The organism is Streptomyces sp. NPDC007971 (assembly GCF_042958635.1).
Lineage (GTDB): Bacteria > Actinomycetota > Actinomycetes > Streptomycetales > Streptomycetaceae > Streptomyces.
In genome coordinates, this window is sequence record NZ_JBIBJK010000006.1 from 68,313 (window position 1) to 85,986 (window position 17,674).

The 17,674-nt window shown below is 73.3% G+C and carries 17 protein-coding genes; 12 read left to right on the plus strand and 5 right to left on the minus strand.

Annotation, left to right across the window (positions count from 1 at the left end):
• The first annotated feature begins 20 nt into the window (after positions 1–20).
• A complete protein-coding gene (locus ACFZCP_RS13820) occupies positions 21–971 on the plus strand; it encodes a LysR substrate-binding domain-containing protein (RefSeq protein WP_391427024.1) in 951 nt (316 codons plus the stop codon).
• A gap of 138 nt (positions 972–1,109) precedes the next feature.
• Here ACFZCP_RS13820 and ACFZCP_RS13825 read toward each other — a convergent pair whose 3' ends face one another.
• Entirely contained in the window at positions 1,110–1,880 is a 771-nt protein-coding gene (locus ACFZCP_RS13825; RefSeq protein ID WP_391427026.1) for a gamma-glutamyl-gamma-aminobutyrate hydrolase family protein, read from the minus strand.
• A 52-nt stretch (positions 1,881–1,932) separates the two neighbouring features.
• Positions 1,933–2,685 carry an FCD domain-containing protein gene (locus ACFZCP_RS13830; protein WP_391427028.1) on the minus strand — a complete coding sequence of 251 codons (753 nt, stop codon included), beginning with the start codon at positions 2,683–2,685 and terminating at the stop codon, positions 1,933–1,935.
• Between the two features lie 95 nt (positions 2,686–2,780).
• Here ACFZCP_RS13830 and ACFZCP_RS13835 point away from each other — a divergent pair, with 95 nt between their 5' ends.
• Genes ACFZCP_RS13835 through ACFZCP_RS13845 form a run of 3 tightly spaced genes read left to right on the plus strand, consistent with a single transcriptional unit; the run spans position 2,781 to position 6,324 of the window.
• A complete protein-coding gene (locus ACFZCP_RS13835; RefSeq protein WP_362697830.1) occupies positions 2,781–4,145 on the plus strand; it encodes a glutamine synthetase family protein in 1,365 nt (454 codons plus the stop codon).
• Positions 4,146–4,171: 26 nt separating this feature from the next.
• The gene (locus ACFZCP_RS13840; RefSeq protein ID WP_391427031.1) at positions 4,172–5,545 is read left to right on the plus strand and encodes an aldehyde dehydrogenase family protein; all 1,374 of its coding nucleotides are present in this window, start codon (positions 4,172–4,174) and stop codon (positions 5,543–5,545) included.
• Positions 5,542–6,324: a 3-oxoacyl-ACP reductase gene (locus ACFZCP_RS13845; protein ID WP_362697824.1), complete on the plus strand. Its 783-nt coding sequence runs from the start codon at positions 5,542–5,544 to the stop codon at positions 6,322–6,324. Before ACFZCP_RS13840 ends, ACFZCP_RS13845 begins: the two co-directional genes overlap by 4 nt.
• A 57-nt stretch (positions 6,325–6,381) precedes the next feature.
• Here ACFZCP_RS13845 and ACFZCP_RS13850 read toward each other — a convergent pair whose 3' ends face one another.
• Positions 6,382–7,584: an alanine racemase gene (locus ACFZCP_RS13850; protein WP_391427033.1), complete on the minus strand. Its 1,203-nt coding sequence runs from the start codon at positions 7,582–7,584 to the stop codon at positions 6,382–6,384.
• A gap of 273 nt (positions 7,585–7,857) precedes the next feature.
• On the opposite strand from ACFZCP_RS13850, the gene ACFZCP_RS13855 reads away from it, so the two are divergent.
• Complete coding sequence (locus tag ACFZCP_RS13855) at positions 7,858–10,008, plus strand: hypothetical protein (protein ID WP_391427035.1); 2,151 nt, start codon at positions 7,858–7,860, stop codon at positions 10,006–10,008.
• A complete protein-coding gene (gene mycP / locus ACFZCP_RS13860) occupies positions 10,005–11,195 on the plus strand; it encodes a type VII secretion-associated serine protease mycosin (protein WP_391427037.1) in 1,191 nt (396 codons plus the stop codon). The genes ACFZCP_RS13855 and mycP overlap by 4 nt, the downstream gene beginning before the upstream one ends.
• Positions 11,196–11,376: 181 nt before the next feature.
• Here mycP and ACFZCP_RS13865 read toward each other — a convergent pair whose 3' ends face one another.
• Positions 11,377–12,336 carry a serine hydrolase gene (locus tag ACFZCP_RS13865; RefSeq protein ID WP_391427039.1) on the minus strand — a complete coding sequence of 320 codons (960 nt, stop codon included), beginning with the start codon at positions 12,334–12,336 and terminating at the stop codon, positions 11,377–11,379.
• 150 nt (positions 12,337–12,486) lie between these two features.
• Here ACFZCP_RS13865 and ACFZCP_RS13870 point away from each other — a divergent pair, with 150 nt between their 5' ends.
• Complete coding sequence (locus ACFZCP_RS13870; RefSeq protein ID WP_391427041.1) at positions 12,487–13,218, plus strand: SseB family protein; 732 nt, start codon at positions 12,487–12,489, stop codon at positions 13,216–13,218.
• A 13-nt stretch (positions 13,219–13,231) separates the two neighbouring features.
• Here ACFZCP_RS13870 and ACFZCP_RS13875 read toward each other — a convergent pair whose 3' ends face one another.
• A complete protein-coding gene (locus ACFZCP_RS13875; RefSeq protein WP_362697806.1) occupies positions 13,232–13,588 on the minus strand; it encodes a DUF1844 domain-containing protein in 357 nt (118 codons plus the stop codon).
• A 361-nt stretch (positions 13,589–13,949) separates the two neighbouring features.
• Between ACFZCP_RS13875 and infC the strand changes: the two genes are divergently transcribed.
• The 5 genes from infC (at position 13,950) to ACFZCP_RS13900 (ending at position 17,653) form a co-directional block, all read left to right on the plus strand.
• The gene (infC, locus tag ACFZCP_RS13880; protein WP_391427044.1) at positions 13,950–14,630 is read left to right on the plus strand and encodes a translation initiation factor IF-3; all 681 of its coding nucleotides are present in this window, start codon (positions 13,950–13,952) and stop codon (positions 14,628–14,630) included.
• A gap of 111 nt (positions 14,631–14,741) precedes the next feature.
• A complete protein-coding gene (gene rpmI, locus ACFZCP_RS13885; RefSeq protein WP_003977225.1) occupies positions 14,742–14,936 on the plus strand; it encodes a 50S ribosomal protein L35 in 195 nt (64 codons plus the stop codon).
• 101 nt (positions 14,937–15,037) lie between these two features.
• Positions 15,038–15,421, plus strand: a complete 384-nt coding sequence (gene rplT / locus ACFZCP_RS13890; RefSeq protein WP_006141703.1) for a 50S ribosomal protein L20 — start codon at positions 15,038–15,040, stop codon at positions 15,419–15,421.
• 175 nt (positions 15,422–15,596) lie between these two features.
• Positions 15,597–16,457 (plus strand): TrmH family RNA methyltransferase, encoded by an 861-nt coding sequence (locus ACFZCP_RS13895; protein WP_391427046.1) that lies wholly within the window; start codon positions 15,597–15,599, stop codon positions 16,455–16,457.
• A 50-nt stretch (positions 16,458–16,507) separates the two neighbouring features.
• Entirely contained in the window at positions 16,508–17,653 is a 1,146-nt protein-coding gene (locus ACFZCP_RS13900) for an ATP-binding protein (RefSeq protein ID WP_391427048.1), read from the plus strand.
• Positions 17,654–17,674 lie beyond the last annotated feature (21 nt).

The window sequence follows — 17,674 nt, forward strand, 5'->3', positions numbered from 1 at the left end:
TCAGGGCATAAGCTGGCTTTATGAGCGAGAAGTATGCGACGGACGACGGACGGCCCGGTGGCTCGCTGGCGCACCGGGTGCCGGACCTCGGCGCCCTGGAACTGCTGCTGGCCGTGGCACGGCTGGGCAGCCTGGGGGCGGCCGCCCGGGAGGTCGGCATCACGCAGCCGGCGGCCAGCAGCCGCATCCGCTCCATGGAGCGGCAGCTCGGCGTGGCGCTGGTCGACCGCTCCCCGCGCGGCTCCCGGCTCACGGACGCGGGCGCCCTGGTGACCGACTGGGCCCGACGGGTGGTGGAGGCGGCGGCCGCCTTCGACGCGGGCGCGCGGGCCCTGCGTGACCGGCGGGACTCGCGGCTGCGGGTCGCGGCGAGCATGACCATCGCCGAGTACCTGCTCCCGGGCTGGCTCCTGGCCCTGCACGCCGAGCGCCCCGACACGGCGGTGTCGCTGCTCGCGGGCAACTCGGCGAAGGTCGCGGAGCTGTTGCTGGCCGACGAGGCGGACCTGGGCTTCGTGGAGGGGCTCACGGTCCCGGCGGGTCTGGACTCCGCGGTCATCGCCCAGGACCGCCTGATCGTCGTCACGGCCCCCGGCCACCCCTGGGCCCGCCGCCGGCGTCCCGTGACGGCCCAGGAGCTGGCGGCCACGCCGCTGATCCTGCGCGAGCGGGGCTCCGGCACCCGCCAGGTCCTGGACACGGCCCTGGGCGGCCTCGCCCGTCCGCTGATCGAACTCTCCTCGACGACGGCGGTGAAGGCGTCGGCGGTCAGCGGCGCGGGCCCCTCGGTCCTGAGCGAACTGGCCGTGGGGGAGGAGCTGGCCCTGCGGCGCCTGGTGAGCATCCCGGTGGAGGGGGTGTCGCTGCGCCGCGACCTGCGGGCGGTGTGGCCGACGGGGCACCGGCCGACGGGCCCGGCCCGGGAACTGCTGTCGCTGACCCGGCACGCGCCGAGCACGACCGGCGGCTGAGGCAGGCCCAGTCCGGCCCGGTGCGCCGAGGCGCACCGTCCCGTTCAGCTCGGTGTGGCGAGGTGCCGGGCCGGGCGGGAAGGCAGGGTCGTTCTGCCCGGTGCGGCCACGTGCCGGCCCGGCAGGAAGGCGGGCCGGTCAGTCCGATGCGGCGACGTCCGGGGCGTCCGGGACATCCGGGGCCTGCGGGACTTCCGGGACCTGCGGCTCGGGCGGGAGGGCTGTCGATGCGGCGTCGACCAGTGCCCGCATCACCCGCAGGTCCTCGCCCATCTCCGGATGCCACTGCACCCCGAGCGCCCACCCCCGGCCGGGCGGCACTTCGATCGCCTCCACGGTCCCGTCCTCCGCGTGGGCCGACGGCAGCAGCCCCGCCCCGAGCCGGTCCACCGCCTGATGGTGATAGGTGGGCACGGAGGTCTCCTCCGGGACGATCCCCCCGTACAGCGTCCCCGGCTCCGGCTTCACCCGGTGCCTGCCGAACACGCCGACCGCCTCCGTGTGCCCGTCCAGGTGCTGCACCAGCGTGCCGCCGAGCGCCACGTTCAGCAGCTGCATGCCCCGGCAGATCCCGAGCAACGGCACGTGCGCCGCCAGCGCCGCCTCGATCAGCGCGAGCTCCCACGCGTCCCGCTCCGGCGCGGGCGGCCCCGTGCGCGGCGAGCGCTCGGCGCCGTACCGGGACGGATCCACGTCCGGCCCGCCCGCGATCACCAGCCCGTCCAGGCGCCGCACCGCCGCGGCGGCCCGCCCGGGCGCGTCCGGCGGCAGCAGGAAGGCGAGCCCTCCGGCCCGCTGCACCAGGTGCGGATAGCCGGACGGCAGCAGCACGGCGTCCAGCTCCCACACGCCCCAGCGCGCACCGGCCTCCAGATACGTGCTCACACCGATCAGCGGTCGTACGGTCACGCTGCCCTCCAGGGAATCGAAAGGTCCACACGCATACCTTTGCAGAGCCGACTCACGCCAGGAAGCCCCGCAGCAGCGCCGCCGTACCCGCGCAGTGCTCGCGCATCATCTCCCGCGCGCCGTCCGCGTCCCCGTCCAGCACCGCCTCCACCAGCGCGGTGTGCTGGCGCTGCGAGTGCTCCAGGTTGCGCACCAGCAGCGGGATGCAGTCCAGCAGGTCGTTGACGGTCGCCCGTACCGCCGCGTACTGCGCGGTCAGCGACGGCGAACCACACAGCTCGGACAGGGTCAGGTGCAGCAGCGTGTCCAGTCGTCGGTAGTCGGCGAGCGGGGCCTCGTGGGTGCGGTCCAGGGCCTGCCGCAGCCGGCCAGCCTGCTCGTCCGTCAGCCCGTGCGCCGCGCACAGCCCCGCCGCTCCCACCTCGAGCACCTCGCGGAAGCGCAGTACGTCCTCGATGTCGACCTCGGTGATCCGTCGCCGCAGCTCGTCCTCGCCGCCGGCGTCCGCGCGCGGCAGCACGAACGTTCCGCCGTACCGCCCGCGCCGCGACTCCAGCAGGCCCTGGTCCTGGAGCACCTTCAGCACCTCGCGCAGGGTCACCCGGCTGATCCCGAGCCGCTCCGCCAGCTCCCGCTCGGCGGGCAGCCGTTCGCCGCCCGGCACCAGGCCGAGCCGTACGACCTGGAGGATCTGCTCCAGTGCCTCCTCGAAGCCGTTGCCGGCCCGCACCGGCCGCAGCACCGGAGTGAGCCGGTCGGTTCCCATCCGTTCACCGAGCCCCGTCGGATCCACTTCCTGCGACATCCGGCCGTACCCCCTTCCCAAGCAATGGTTCTCGGCAATACCTTATGGCTCCCGGCCCCGCCGCAAAACGCGACGCAGCCCAAGGAGGCTCTCCCGTGGCAGACCGCACACCCCCGCTGAGCGTCGAGGAGCTGCGTGCCCTCGTCGCCGGCGGTGAGATCGACACTGTCGTCCTGGCCTTCCCCGACATGCAAGGGCGGCTCCAGGGCAAGCGGTTCGCGGCCAGGTTCTTTCTCGACGACGTACTCCAGCACGGAACCGAGGGCTGCAACTACCTTCTCGCCGTCGACACCGAGATGAACACCGTCGACGGCTACGCGATGTCCTCCTGGGACCGCGGCTACGGCGACTTCGCCATGCACCCCGACCTCGCCACCCTGCGCCGCATCCCCTGGCACCCCGGCACCGCCCTGCTCGTCGCGGACCTCGCGTGGAACGACGGCTCCCCGGTCGCCGCCGCCCCGCGCCAGATCCTGCGCCGCCAGCTCGACCGCCTCGCCGAACTCGGCTACACCGCCCAGGTCGGTACCGAGCTGGAGTTCATCGTCTTCAAGGACAGCTACGAACAGGCCTGGGACGCGGGTTACCGCGGCCTGACCCCGGCCAACCAGTACAACATCGACTACTCGATCCTCGGCACCGGCCGCATCGAGCCCCTGCTGCGCCGCCTGCGCAACGACATGGCCGGCGCCGGCCTGACCGTCGAGTCCGCCAAGGGCGAGTGCAACCCCGGCCAGCACGAGATCGTCTTCCGCTACGACGAGGCCCTCACCACCTGCGACCAGCACGCTCTCTACAAGACCGGTGCCAAGGAGATCGCCGCCCAGGAAGGCGTCTCGATCACCTTCATGGCCAAGTACAACGAGCGCGAGGGCAACTCCTGCCACATCCACCTCTCGCTCGCCGACGCCGACGGCGGCAACGCCATGGCCCAGGGCCACGAGGACGGCATGTCCGAGGTCATGCGGCACTTCCTCGCCGGACAGCTCGCGGCCCTGCGCGACTTCTCCCTCCTCTACGCCCCCAACATCAACTCCTACAAGCGGTTCCAGCCCGGGTCCTTCGCGCCCACCGCCGTCGCCTGGGGCCACGACAACCGCACCTGCGCCCTGCGGGTGGTCGGCCACGGCCGCTCCCTGCGCTTCGAGAACCGCCTCCCCGGCGGCGACGTCAACCCGTACCTCGCCGTCGCCGGACTCGTCGCGGCCGGTCTGTACGGCATCGAGCACAAGCTGGAGCTGCCCGAGCCCTGCCCCGGCAACGCCTACAGCGCCGACTTCGAGCATGTCCCGACCAGCCTGCGCGAGGCCGCGGAACTCTGGGAGAACAGCCCCGTTGCCAAGGCCGCCTTCGGCGACGAGGTCGTGGACCACTACCGCAACATGGCACGCGTCGAACTGGAGGCCTTCGACGCCGCGGTCACCGACTGGGAGCTGCGCCGCTCCTTCGAACGCCTGTGATTCGAACGCCTGTGAAAGGTCATCACGTGTCCGACCCGCACGAGCTGAAGGTCCTCAACCCCGCCACCGAGGAGGTCGTCGCCACCGTCCCCGCCGCCGACGCGGCCGACGTGGACGCCGCCGTCGTACGGGCCGGGCGCGCCCAGCAGGCATGGGCCGCCCTCGCGCCCGCCGACCGCGCCCGCCTGCTGCGCCGCTTCGCCGACGTCGTCGACGCCCACGTCGACGAACTGGCCCGCCTGGAGGTCCGCGAGGCCGGCCACACCCTCGGCAACGCCCGCTGGGAGGCCGGCAACGCCCGCGACCTGCTGCTGTACGCGGCCGGCGGCGCCGAGCGCCTCCTGGGCAGGCAGATCCCCGCCCCGGGCGGCTGGGACGTCACCTTCCACGAACCCCTCGGCGTCATCGGCGTGATCGCCCCCTGGAACTTCCCCATGCCGATCGCCGCCTGGGGCTCCTTCCCCGCCCTCGCGGCAGGCAACGCGGTCGTCCTCAAACCCGCCGAGACCACCCCGCTCACCGCCCTCCGGCTCGCCGCACTCGCCCTGGAGGCGGGCCTGCCCGAGCACGTCTTCCAGGTCCTGCCCGGCTACGGCCACACCGCGGGCCGCGCCCTGGTAGACCACCCCGACGTGGCCAAGATCGTCTTCACCGGGTCCACCCGCACCGGCCGCGAGGTCATGGAGCGCTGCGCCCGGCTGGTCAAACCGGTCACCCTGGAACTCGGCGGCAAGAGCCCCAACGTCGTCTTCGCCGACGCCGACCTCAAGACCGCCCTCGACCCCTTCTCCTTCCTGGACAACGCCGGCCAGGACTGCTGTGCCCGCACCCGCATCCTCGTCCAGGAGTCGGTGTACGAGGAGGCCCGCGACTTCCTCGCCGACGCGCTGGCCGCCGTCGTGGTGGGCGACCCGGCCGACGAGAAGACCCAGATGGGTCCGCTGATCTCGCGTCAGCAGCTGGACCGCGTACGGTCGTACGTCCCCGAGGGCGCCCCCGCCCTGCGCGGCAGCGCCCCCGACGGGCCCGGCTTCTGGTTCCCGCCGACCGTCCTCACGGGGGAGGGGCCGGACAGTGCGGCGGCCCGCGAGGAGATCTTCGGTCCCGTCGCCGTCCTCCTCCCCTTCGGCGACGAACAGGACGCGATCCGCCTCGCCAACGACACCCCCTACGGCCTGTCCGGCTCCATCTGGACCCGGGACGTCGGCCGCGCCCTGCGGGTCTCCCAGGCCGTGCGCGCGGGCAACCTGTCCGTCAACTCCCACTCCAGCGTCCGCTACTGGACCCCCTTCGGGGGCTTCAAGCAGTCCGGACTCGGCCGTGAGCTGGGCCCGGACGCCCTGACCGCCTTCACCGAAACCAAGAACGTCTTCATCAGCACGGAGGGCCCCGCACAGTGACCGACACCCTTGTTTGCCGCCGCCTGGCCGGCCGTACCGCCGTCGTCACCGGAGCCGGCAGCGGCATCGGACTCGCCGCCGCGCGCCGCCTCGCCTCCGAAGGCGCGCACGTCGTCTGCGCCGACGTCGACGAGGCCCGCGGCAAAGCCGCCGCCGACGAGGTCGGCGGGCTGTTCGTCAAGGTCGACGTGACCGACCCCGAGCAGGTCGAGGCGCTGTTCAAGACGGCGTACGACACCTACGGCAGCGTCGACGTCGCCTTCAACAACGCCGGCATCTCCCCGCCCGACGACGACTCCATCCTGGAGACCGGCCTGGAGGCCTGGAAGCGGGTCCAGGAGGTCAACCTCACCTCCGTCTACCTGTGCTGCAAGGCCGCCATCCCGTACATGCGCCGCCAGGGCAAGGGCTCCATCATCAACACCGCGTCCTTCGTGGCGAGGATGGGCGCGGCCACCTCCCAGATCTCGTACACCGCCTCCAAGGGCGGCGTGCTCGCCATGTCCCGCGAACTGGGCGTGCAGTTCGCCCGGGAGGGCATCCGCGTGAACGCCCTGTGCCCGGGCCCGGTCAACACCCCGCTGCTGCAGGAGCTGTTCGCCAAGGACCCGGAGCGGGCCGCCCGCCGGCTCGTCCACATCCCGCTCGGCCGGTTCGCCGAGGCCGAGGAGATCGCTGCCGCCGTCGCCTTCCTGGCCAGCGACGACTCCTCCTTCGTCAACGCGACCGACTTCCTCGTGGACGGCGGGATCTCGGGCGCGTACGTCACGCCCCTGTAGGCGCACGACCCAGGACGGCGGCCGCCACCCGGGCGGCCGCCACCCACGGCGGCGGCCTCAGAGGAAGGTCTGCCCCTCACCGCGGTACGTCGGCACGGCCGCCGTCACCGTGTCGCCCTCGATCAGGTGCAGCGTGTCGAACCGCTCGCACAGCTCGCCCGCCTTGGCGTGCCGGAACCACACCCTGTCGCCGATGAGCAGGTCGTCGGCGGGCGTCCCGAGCAGCGGGGTCTGCACCTCGCCGGGGCCCTCCTGCGGGTCGTAGCGCAGGCCCTCCGGCAGGTACGGCACCGGCAGCCGGTCGGGACCTGCGGCGCCGGAGGCCGGATAGCCGCCGCCGAGCACGGTGACCACACCCACCCCGGGCCGCCGTACGACGGGCTGGGCGAACAGGGCGGCCGGACGGCCGGTGAACGTCGTGTAGTTGTCGAAGAGCCGGGGCACGTACAGCCCCGAACCGGCCGCGATCTCGGTGACCGCGTCCTCCGCGGCGGTGTGCTGCACACTGCCCGTGCCACCGCCGTTGACGAACTCAAGGCCGGGCGCCACGGCCCGCACCGCACGCACCACGGCGGCGCGCCGCTCGACAAGTTCACGCCGGGCGGTCGCCTGCATCAGCCGTATGGCCCGCGAGCGCAGCGGCCGCCCGGCGACGGCGTCCCCGACCCCGGCGACATGCCCCTCGTACGCCATGATCCCCACCAGCCGGAACCCCGGCCTGCGGGTCACGGCCCGGGCCAGTTCGGCGAGTTGGGCCGGGGTGCGCAGCGGCGAACGCAGCGCACCCACCCGGATCCGGCCGCCCAGCAGTTGCAGCGAGGTGTCCAACTCCAGGCAGACACGCACCACTTCGCGACCGCCGTCGCGGGCCGCGTCGATGAGGTCGAGCTGGGTGACGTCGTCGGCCATCACGGTGACGGCGCCGGCGAGCTTGGGATCGGCGGTCAGTTCCGCGAAGCCCGCACGGTCGGCGGACGGATAGGCCAGCAGGATGTCGTCGAAACCGGAGCGAGCGAGCCACAGGGACTCGGCCAGCGTGAACGACATGATGCCCCGGAAACCGTCCCTGGCCAGGACGCGTTCCAGCAGGGCCCGGCAGCGGACCGACTTGCTGGCGACCCGGACGGGCTTGCCGGCGGCGCGGCGGACCAGGTCGTCCGCGTTGGCGTCGAACGCGTCCAGGTCCACGATCGCGACAGGTGCGTCGAGGTGGGCGGTGGCCCGGTCGTAACGGGCCCGATCAGCGGCACGCGCAGTCATGACGGAAGCCTGCCAGACAGGATTACCGCAGGGTAGGGGGACGTTCCGGGCAGATGCCCCGGCCTGGTGGACTGGTTCTCCTTCTCTTACCGACAAGCCGTAGAGTGACGCGCACGTACGGCGGAACGCCGCAGGCCGCTTCACCTGAACCGGGATGCCGCTCCAGCCGTACGGGTATGCGTGCCCGGACGGAGTTCTCCCACCGGGCACGGCCGGGAAGCACGACGGCCCGCGTACGAGGAAACGGCCCGGGCACGAGGAAACGGGGGGTGCATGAGCACGGAAGCGCGCCGCGCCCCGGTCCCTCCGCGCCCCTCGACACCGCCTCCTGGCCACCCCCGGCCTCCCGGGCACACCCCGGACACCGCTCCCGCCACGCCGCCACCGGGCACGCCCACCGGCTCCACACGGATCCCGGACGGGTACGGTCCCCTCCCTGATGCGGCGCTGCGCCGGGTCCCGGGGGCGCAGCGCACCCCGCCCGCGACCGCGCCGGAGGACGGCGACCTCGCGGGCGACCTCGACGACGAACCCTCCGTCTTCGCACCGCGCCCCGCGCGCACCGCGTCCGCCCCGGCGACGGGGGAGGGGGAGGTGCGGCCGAAGCCCCGGCACACCGGGGGAGCGACCGGAGACGACCGTCCCCGCATCGCCGCCCCGCGCCCCTCCGCCGTACCCGAGGCCACCCACCCGGCGAGCCCGCCGCCACCCCCTGCCTCGGCCCGCTTCCCCGACGCCCCGCCGAGCGCAGGCCGCAGGCCCCACGAGCCGGGCCCCGGCAGGCCGGCGCCGTCGCGCCCGGCCCATCACCCCGGGGTCCGTCCCGGCAGCGCCGAAGCCCCGGCGGGCGACGCCGCCGCCCCGGCCGTGCCGCCGCGCCCGGTGCACGACCCGGGGGCGCCCCGTCGCACCGAGGCCCCGGCCGAGTCCCTGTCGGAGACGACGGCTCCGCTGCGGCGCATTCCGCCGGCACCCGGGCGGCAGCGCCCCGCGCCCGCGTCGTCGTCCGCTTCCGGGTTTCCGGGTTCCGCGCCCGCCTCGTCGTCCGCCACAGGGCGTCCGGGCTTCGCGCAGGGGCCGTCGTCCGCCGCAGGGCGTCCGGGTTCCGCGCAGGGGTCTGCCGCCGGGAAGCGCGAGCCCGTGGCCGGAATGCAGGAGCCTGCCGCCGGGAAACCGGACTCCACGCCGGCTCCCGTCTCCGGCCGTGGGGATGCGCCGGTCTCCGGCCGTGCAGACGGCTCGGTCGCCGGACGTGGGGATACCCCGGCGGCGCTGCGCCCGGAAGTCCCGCCCCGTCGCCCTCAGGCCCCGGCCGAGTCGCCGTCCGAGACGACGACCCGGCTGCGGCCGATCCCGTCGGCAGCCGGGCCCGGGCGCCCGGGCGCCACGGCCGGCTTCGGCAGCCCGGCCTCCGCCTCCCCGGCCTCCGCCTCCCCGGCCTCCGCCTCCCCGGTGTCCTCGCCCCTGCCCCCTGCACGTGAGGCCAGGACCGCCTGGAGCCCGAGCGACCCGGCCCACCCCGTCGGCCCCGCGCCGTCCTTGCCTGACCCCGTGTTCTCCTGGAGCGCGGGAGCGGCCGCCCGGCCCGTCGCCTCCTTCGGGGAACCCGAGAGGTACGACGAGCGGATGCGGACCCGGCCGGCGGCGGTGCGGATACGGCCCCGGACCGCCGCTGCCGCCGCCTGTCTGGTCCTCGGCCTCGGCCTCATCGGCGGTGCCGTGACCGGGAGTTGGCTCACCGGCGACGGCGACGGCGAGGACGGCACGGCCGGGAGCGGGTTCAGCGCCGCTGCGACGCTGTGGCACAGCGTGCCCGTCGACAAGCTCTTCCCGCCCACCGTCCAGGGCACCGGAGCCGGCCCCGGCGGCGCCGACCGGACCTGGACACGGATCGCCGTCGCCCCGGACAGCGGCTGCGCCGACGCCTTCGACCCGCTGCTGCACAAGGTCCTCGCTCCGGTCGGCTGCCAGCGGCTGCTGCGCGCCACCTACACCGACGCCACCCAGACCTACGTCACCACCGTCGGGCTGCTGTTCACCAAGGGCGACGCCGCGAGCATGTCCGCGCTCGCCGCCCGCTTCCGCCGCGAGCACCTGGAGCGGCGCAGCGACCTGATGCCGCGGCCGTACGCCGCCAAGGGCACCGCGGCGGCCGGCTTCGGCGCCAGGCAGCGCGCCGCCTGGACCGTGTCCGTGCTCACCGACGCCCCCGTCGTCGCCTACGCCGTGTCCGGCTGGGCCGACGGCCGCACCGTCGACGCGCCGCAGCCCGCCGCGGACGCCACCGGCGCCGCCACCGGCGCCGCCACCACCACGGCACCCGTTCAGGCCGGCCTCGGCAACGAGGCGCAGGGCCTGGCCGACCGCATCGAACGGCGACTGCGCCAGAGGGTCGGCTCGGCCTCCTCGGAGAGTCCGTCATGAGGCGGCCGAAGGGCGGCAGCCGCCGCAGGGGCCCGCTCGGCGCATCGGCGAGCCTGCTGCTCGCCGGGTCCCTCGTCCTGCTGCCGTCCGCCGCCGCGTACGCCGACGGCATCCGTGCCCAGCAGTGGGGCCTGAACGCCCTCCACCTCGACGAGGCCTGGCGCACCACCAAGGGCCGCGGCGTCACCGTCGCCGTCCTGGACACCGGGGTCGAGGCCGACCACCCGGACCTGGCAGGAAACGTCCTGCCCGCCAAGGACATGATCGGCTTCGGTGCCGGTCCGGGCGACCGCACCTGGGCCCGGCACGGCACCGCCATGGCCGGCATCATCGCCGGACACGGCCATGGGTCCGGCAACGCCGACGGCGTCATGGGTGTCGCCCCCGAGGCGAAGATCCTGCCCGTGCGGGTCATCCTGGAGGACGGCGACCCCGCCCGCACCAAGGCCCGCACCACCCGTGGCGACGCCCTCGCCGACGGCATCCGCTGGGCCGCCGACCACGGCGCCGACGTCATCAACCTCTCCCTCGGTGACGACTCCGACTCCGCGCACCCGGAGCCGAGCGAGGACGAGGCCGTGCAGTACGCCCTCAAGAAGGGCGTGGTCGTCGTGGCCTCGGCGGGCAACGGCGGCGACAAGGGCGACCATGTCTCCTACCCCGCGGCCTACCCGGGCGTCATCGCCGCCACCGCCGTGGACAAGTACGGCACGCGCGCGTCCTTCTCCACCCGCCGCTGGTACGCCGCGGTCAGCGCGCCCGGCGTGGGCGTCGTGATCGCCGACCCCGACCACAAGTACTACGAGGGATGGGGAACCTCGGCCGCCTCCGCGTTCGTCTCGGGCGCGGCGGCCCTGGTGAAGGCGGCCCACCCGGACCTGGCCCCGGCCCAGATCAAGAAGATCCTGGAGGACACGGCCCGCGACGCCCCGGTGGGCGGGCGCGACGACTCCCGGGGCTTCGGCATGATCGACCCGGCGGCCGCGCTCAAGGCCGCGGCCCGTCTCAAGCCCCAGCGTCTGCGTCCGGCGTCGTACGCCGGTCAGTACTTCGGCCCCGGCCCGGACACCCCCAGGGCCACCGGCTCCGCCTCCGCCTGGGCGGGCCCCCTGGCGGGCAGTGCCGGCGGGGTTCTGCTGGTGGCCGCGGTGGTCATGTGGAGAAACCGCAGGGAAACCCGCCGCTAGAAGACCGCAGGGAACCCGCCGCTGCAAACGCGGGCGCCCCCGGAGACAGGGTCGCCCGGAGACAGGGCACCCCGGGGAGATGCGGGCGCCCCCGGAAGCGCGGCGCTGTCCCGGCGTGAGGACCCGCCGCGCAGACCCAAACGGCCCCGCACGCCCGCCACCCACCGACGCCCGAGCACCCCTACGACCCCGAGGCGAACCCGGTCACCGCTGCCTTCGCCGCCGCCTCCACCAGTGTGATCCCCTGGGCCTGGCTCACCGTGCCCCCGGACAACACGGCCACCAGGAAATCGGCCCCGTCCACCGTCACCCGGCCGATGCTGTTCACATCCCACAGCCCGGTCGCGCTGCGCGGCATCCACCCGTTCTTCAGCGCCCACGACGCCCCGACGGCCGCCGCCGACACGCCCCACTGCTGATCGGCCTCCACCCCCTTCATCAGCGCCTGGACGTACGTCCGGGAGGCCGCGCTCAACAGTGACTCCTGGCCGAACACCTGCTGAAGCAGCACCAGTTGATCCGCGGCCGTGGTCTGCGTCAGCCCCCACAGCTCGCCGTCACCGCCCGAGGTCGCCGAGAGGCCGAAGCGCTCGTTCGCCGCGTCCAGACCCCCGGCCCGCCCGATCGTGTGCCACAGGGCCGTCGCGGAGGCGTTGTCGCTGTTCTCGATCATCTTCGTGGCGTACGCCCTCTCGGCCGCCGTCAGCCGCCGCCCCGCGTCCTGCGCCTGCAGCAGCAGCGTGGCCAGGATGTCGACCTTGACGATGCTCGCCGTGTCGAAGGTGGCCTCGCCGTACGCGGCGCTCTCGCCGGAGTCCAGTTCCAGCACCGCCGCCGACACCCGCGCTCGGGACGGCACCGTCACCGAGGCCATCGCCTTCGACAGCAGTTCCTTGCGGCCCACGGCCGACGGCGACGTCGCGGGTTCCACCGATGCCTCCTCGCCCGCCGCGGCCGAGGAGGAGGCCGACGGCTGTGCCGCCGACGATACGGCCCCGGCACCGGAGTGCACCCGTGCCTTCCCACAGACCGTGCCCCACCACGCGACCCCGGCCACGGCGACGACGGCGAGCACGGTGTGCGCAAAGGGGCGGCGCCGCGCGCGGCGGGCACGGCGACGGCCTGCTCCGGTGGACTCCATGCCCGCGATGCTCGTGGCGGTGGCTGTGCGCCCTGTTGGACGGACGTGAGATCCGCGTCAGGGAATGCTGAGATTCCCGTGAAGGCGGCGACGGCAGGCTGCCCGGCCCCGCACGAAGCCGGCCGCATCCCCCCGATAGGGTCGGTGACCGTGGCGAACAAGAACATTCCCGACCCCGGCTTCTCCGACGACGACGGCTCCGCCGACCCCCGGCTGAGCGCCGCGCTCGCCGCCTGGGCCGAGGACCGCACGGCCGTGGGCCCGGTCCTGGAGGCACTGAGGGGCGCCCGGCTCCTGGTGCCCGTGGTGGCCCTGCTCGGCGAGGTCGAGGAGGACGAGAACGGGCTGCGCCGCGAGAAGACCAGCGACATGGCCGTGCCCACCCTGAAGGCCGGCGGCCGCACCGCCCTGCCCGCCTTCACCTCCACCGACTCCCTGGCCCGCTGGGACCCGGCGGCCCGCCCCGTCGCCGTACCCCTGCACCAGGCCCTGCAGGCCGCCGCGCACGAGAAGGCGGACACGGTCGTGCTGGACCTCGCCGGACCGGTGCCCTTCGAACTGACCGGCCCGGCGCTGCTCGCCCTCGCCGAGGGCCGCACGAGCACCGACCCGCTCGACGACCCGGCGGTCGTCGCGGCCGTGCGCACCGCCGTGGCCGCCGAGCCCGCCGTGCTCCGGGCCCACCTGGGACCCGGACAAGCCGACGGGATCCTCGCCCTCGTCCTCGACCCGGCCGCCGCCCCCGCCGAGGCCGCCCGCGCGGTGGCCGAGCGGCTGGCCGCCGACGACACGCTGAGGGCCCGCCTGGTGCGGGGCCTCGACCTGGCGCTGCTGCCGGCCGGGACCACCCCTCCGGGCGAGCCCTTGTACGTACGCGGTTGAGACGGGCCGGGTCCTAGCCGTAGACCGGGCCGGTGTACTTCTCGCCCGGACCCTGGCCCGGCTCGTCCGGCACGATCGACGCCTCGCGGAACGCCAGCTGCAGCGACTTCAGGCCGTCGCGCAGCGGCGCCGCGTGGAACGAGCTGACCTCGGTCGTGCTCGCGTCCAGCAGACCGGCGAGCGCAGTGATCAGCTTGCGGGCCTCGTCCAGGTCCTTGTACTTGTCGCCCTCCTCGCTCAGCCCGAGCTTCACGGCGGCGGCGCTCATCAGGTTGACGGCGACCGTCACGATCACCTCGACGGCGGGGACCTCGGCGATGTCCCGGGTCATCGCGTCGAAGTCGGTGTTCTCAGGAGGGGTCTCACTCATGCCCCACACGATAGGCGAGAACGTACGGGCGCCTTCAGCAGCCCCGTCCGGGCTCAATTAGCCCTTGTCAAGCGATCCTGCTAACCTTGTTCACGACCGGCCGGACACCAGTGTGCTCGGCCCACAAGTGGAGGCTCCGATCTCCCACCTGACCGTCCTTCGGGACGGCGGGTCATCCGGTCAGGCGGCCACCATCGTTCCGTACGGACGATGGAGCCGCCCGATTCGCGCCCCGCGATCATCGCGGCGGTGCTCCGGTTGCTATGGGAGCCCCGCCTGTGATCGTCCGGGGCGTTTTTTGTGCTTCGGCGCGGTTAGGTCTGCACGAAAAGAGACGTACGCGGCTGTCCGCCAGACTGCCGTGTGGTGCTACCGAGGAGGATCCATCAGCGCCGAGCCCCGCATCAACGACCGGATTCGCGTTCCCGAGGTGCGACTTGTCGGTCCCAGTGGCGAGCAGGTCGGCATCGTGCCGCTTGCGAAGGCACTGGAGCTTGCGCAGGAGTACGACCTGGACCTGGTCGAGGTCGCGGCGAACGCCCGTCCGCCCGTGTGCAAGCTCATGGACTACGGGAAGTTCAAGTACGAGTCGGCCATGAAGGCCCGTGAGGCGCGCAAGAACCAGGCGCACACGGTCATCAAGGAGATGAAGCTCCGGCCGAAGATCGACCCGCACGACTATGACACCAAGAAGGGTCACGTCGTCCGGTTCCTCAAGCAGGGCGACAAGGTCAAGATCACGATCATGTTCCGTGGTCGCGAGCAGTCCCGGCCCGAGCTGGGCTACCGACTGCTGCAGCGTCTCGCGGAGGACGTCCAGGACCTCGGTTTCGTCGAGTCGAACCCGAAGCAGGACGGCCGGAACATGATCATGGTTCTCGGTCCGCACAAGAAGAAGACCGAGGCCATGGCCGAGGCCCGCCAGGCGCAGGAAGCCCGGAAGGCGGACGCGAAGGCGAACCCCGGTCGGTCGCAGAACCCTGCCGAGGCTGAGGCTGAGGCTGAGGCTGAGGCGACCGCCGAGGAGCCCGCCGAGGCGTGATCCCGCGGGACGCGAGTCCCCGGGATGTAACTGATACAAGAGCGACGCTCCACCGTGCCCGGTTTTCGTGACCGGGCACCGGAGCGCCACCCGACGAGGAGATACGGCGCTATGCCGAAGAACAAGTCGCACAGCGGTGCCAGCAAGCGCTTCAAGATCACCGGCTCCGGCAAGGTGCTCCGTGAGCGCGCCGGCAAGCGCCACCTGCTTGAGCACAAGTCGTCCCGCGTGACGCGTCGCCTCACCGGCAACGCCGAGATGGCCCCGGGCGACGCCGCGAAGATCAAGAAGCTTCTCGGCAAGTGACGCACGGCGCTCGAATCCGAGCGCCGTACGCCAGGACCGGGACCCAGTCGTTTCCGGGTCGTGTGAGTACCCCCCACGACCCCGCTACAAGGAGTTAACAAGTGGCACGCGTCAAGCGGGCAGTCAACGCCCACAAGAAGCGCCGGGCGATCCTCGAGCAGGCCTCCGGCTACCGCGGTCAGCGTTCGCGCCTGTACCGCAAGGCCAAGGAGCAGGTCACCCACTCGCTGGTCTACAACTACAACGACCGCAAGAAGCGCAAGGGCGACTTCCGTCAGCTGTGGATCCAGCGCATCAACGCCGCTGCCCGCGCGAACGGCATCACCTACAACCGCTTCATCCAGGGTCTGAAGGCCGCGAACGTCGAGGTCGACCGCAAGATCCTGGCCGAGCTGGCCGTGAACGACGCGAACGCCTTCGCGGCGCTCGTCGAGGTCGCGCAGAAGGCGCTGCCGTCGGACGTCAACGCCCCCAAGGCTGCGTGACGCCGCGCTGGCTCTGAGCCGACGTGACTGAAGGACCCGCAGGCTGTCATGGCTTGCGGGTCCTGTTGTTGGAGCCCTCAGCCTTGGTCTCGGCTGCGGGCCGGTGGGGGCTGGTCGCGCAGTTCCCCGTGCCCCTTCGGGGCGCGAAACTGAAGCTCTCCCGAAGGTGAAGAAGATGCCCCCCGTCGCTCCCGAGCTGATCTCCCCCCGGTCCGCCCGTGTCGCCGCCGCCCGGCGGCTCGCCAAGCGGAACTTCCGGGGCAAGGACCGGCTGTTCCTCGCCGAGGGACCGCAGGCCGTGCGGGAGGCCGCCGGACACCGGGTCGGCGGGCAGGACACCCTCGTCGAACTGTTCGCCACCGTGGAGGCCGCGGAGCGGTACGCCGACATCATCGGGGAGGCGCGCGCCGCGCACGCCCGCGTCCACCTCGCCTCCGAAGAGGTCATCGCCGACATCTCGACCACGGTCACCCCGCAGGGGCTCGTCGGTGTCTGCCGGTTCCTCGACACCCCGTTCGAGGACGTCCTGGCCGCCCGGCCCAGACTCGTCGCCGTGCTCGCCCACGTCCGCGACCCGGGCAACGCGGGCACCGTGCTGCGCTGCGCCGATGCCGCCGGCGCCGAGGCCGTCGTCCTCACCGACGCCTCCGTGGACCTGTACAACCCCAAGGCCGTACGCGCCTCCGTGGGCTCCCTGTTCCATCTGCCCGTCGCCGTCGGCGTGCCCGTCGAGCGGGCCGTGGCGGGCCTCAAGGACGCCGGTGTGCGGATCCTCGCCGCGGACGGGGCCGGCGACCGTGACCTCGACGAGGAACTGGACCGGCAGACGATGGGCGGCCCGACCGCCTGGGTCTTCGGCAACGAGGCCTGGGGGCTCCCCCAGGAGACGCGCGCCCTCGCGGACGCCGTCGTGCGCGTCCCCATCCACGGGAAGGCCGAGAGCCTGAACCTCGCCACGGCCGCCGCCGTATGTCTTTATGCATCGGCCCGTGCACAGCGCGCCCGCACGGGGTGCCGCTCCGTCACCGAGAGCTAGTAGGGTGGCCGGCTCGGGACCCTGCGCCGGCTGAGAGGTGGGGTACAGGGATGAGCGTGGGCGGCACGAGCACCGGGCCGGACGGGCGGGACGCGCACCGCACACCCGCGTCCCGGCACGGCGACCGCACCGGGACCGGCCTCGGCATGGATCCCGACCAGCTGCCCGACGGCCTCGTCGTCGCCGACGAGCACGGCCGGGTCGTCTGCTTCAACACCGCCGCCGCCCGCATCACCGCCCTGAGCGCCTCCGAAGCCCTCGGGCAGCACCTGGACAAGGCGCTGCCGTTGGAGGACCTGGAGGGCAGGCGCTGGTGGCAGCTCACCGACCCCTACGGCGGCCTCGCCATCCGGGTCCGGCAGCCCGAACGCAACCTGCTGCTCCCCGGCGGGCGGGAGGTGCTGGTCTGCGCCCGATACGTACGCGCCGAACCCCTCGCTCCCGTCCACCGTGTCATCGTCTCCCTGCGTGACACCGAGGCCCGCCGCCGCACCGAGCGCAGCCACGCCGAGCTGATCGCCACCGTCGCCCACGAGCTGCGCTCGCCGCTGACCTCCGTCAAGGGCTTCACCGCCACGCTCCTCGCCAAGTGGGAACGCTTCACCGACGATCAGAAGCGCCTGATGCTGGAGACCGTCGACGCCGACGCCGACCGGGTCACCCGGCTCATCGCCGAGCTGCTCGACATCTCCCGGATCGACTCCGGACGCCTGGAGGTGCGCCGCCAGCCGGTCGACATCGGCGCGGCCGTCGGCCGGCACATCCAGGCCTACGTCGCCGCGGGACAGCCGGCCGAACGCTTCCTGCTGCGCATCGAGCAGCCGCTGCCCGCCCTGTGGGCCGACCCCGACAAGGTGGACCAGGTGCTGAGCAACCTGATCGAAAATGCCGTGCGCCACGGCGAGGGAACCGTCACCATTGGCGTCACGCCCTCGCCGTCCCCGCGCGAGGGCGAAGAAACCGGCACGTCGGTCACGGTGAGCGACGAAGGGCCCGGCATCCCGGAGGAATCCATGAACCGCGTCTTCACCCGCTTCTGGCGGGGCAGCAAGCGCGGCGGCACGGGTCTTGGGCTGTACATCGTCAAGGGCATCGTCGAGGCCCACGGCGGCACCATCACGGTCGGCCGCGCCCTCGTCGGCGGCGCCGAGTTCCGATTTACGTTGCCCGTGGGGGCCCCGGCGTATCTCGCCTGAGAACGCCCGGGCGGCCCGCGG

Bases quoted from the DNA above. Each gene is read 5' to 3' on its own strand.
- ACFZCP_RS13820 (WP_391427024.1), top strand. From the start codon at position 21: ATGAGCGAGAAGTATGCGACGGACGACGGACGGCCCGGTGGCTCGCTG.
- ACFZCP_RS13830 (WP_391427028.1), bottom strand. From the start codon at position 2,685: ATGTCGCAGGAAGTGGATCCGACGGGGCTCGGTGAACGGATGGGAACC.
- ACFZCP_RS13850 (WP_391427033.1), bottom strand. From the start codon at position 7,584: ATGACTGCGCGTGCCGCTGATCGGGCCCGTTACGACCGGGCCACCGCC.
- ACFZCP_RS13855 (WP_391427035.1), top strand. From the start codon at position 7,858: ATGAGCACGGAAGCGCGCCGCGCCCCGGTCCCTCCGCGCCCCTCGACA.
- mycP (WP_391427037.1), top strand. From the start codon at position 10,005: ATGAGGCGGCCGAAGGGCGGCAGCCGCCGCAGGGGCCCGCTCGGCGCA.
- ACFZCP_RS13865 (WP_391427039.1), bottom strand. From the start codon at position 12,336: ATGGAGTCCACCGGAGCAGGCCGTCGCCGTGCCCGCCGCGCGCGGCGC.
- ACFZCP_RS13875 (WP_362697806.1), bottom strand. From the start codon at position 13,588: ATGAGTGAGACCCCTCCTGAGAACACCGACTTCGACGCGATGACCCGG.
- rpmI (WP_003977225.1), top strand. From the start codon at position 14,742: ATGCCGAAGAACAAGTCGCACAGCGGTGCCAGCAAGCGCTTCAAGATC.
- ACFZCP_RS13895 (WP_391427046.1), top strand. From the start codon at position 15,597: ATGCCCCCCGTCGCTCCCGAGCTGATCTCCCCCCGGTCCGCCCGTGTC.
- ACFZCP_RS13900 (WP_391427048.1), top strand. From the start codon at position 16,508: ATGAGCGTGGGCGGCACGAGCACCGGGCCGGACGGGCGGGACGCGCAC.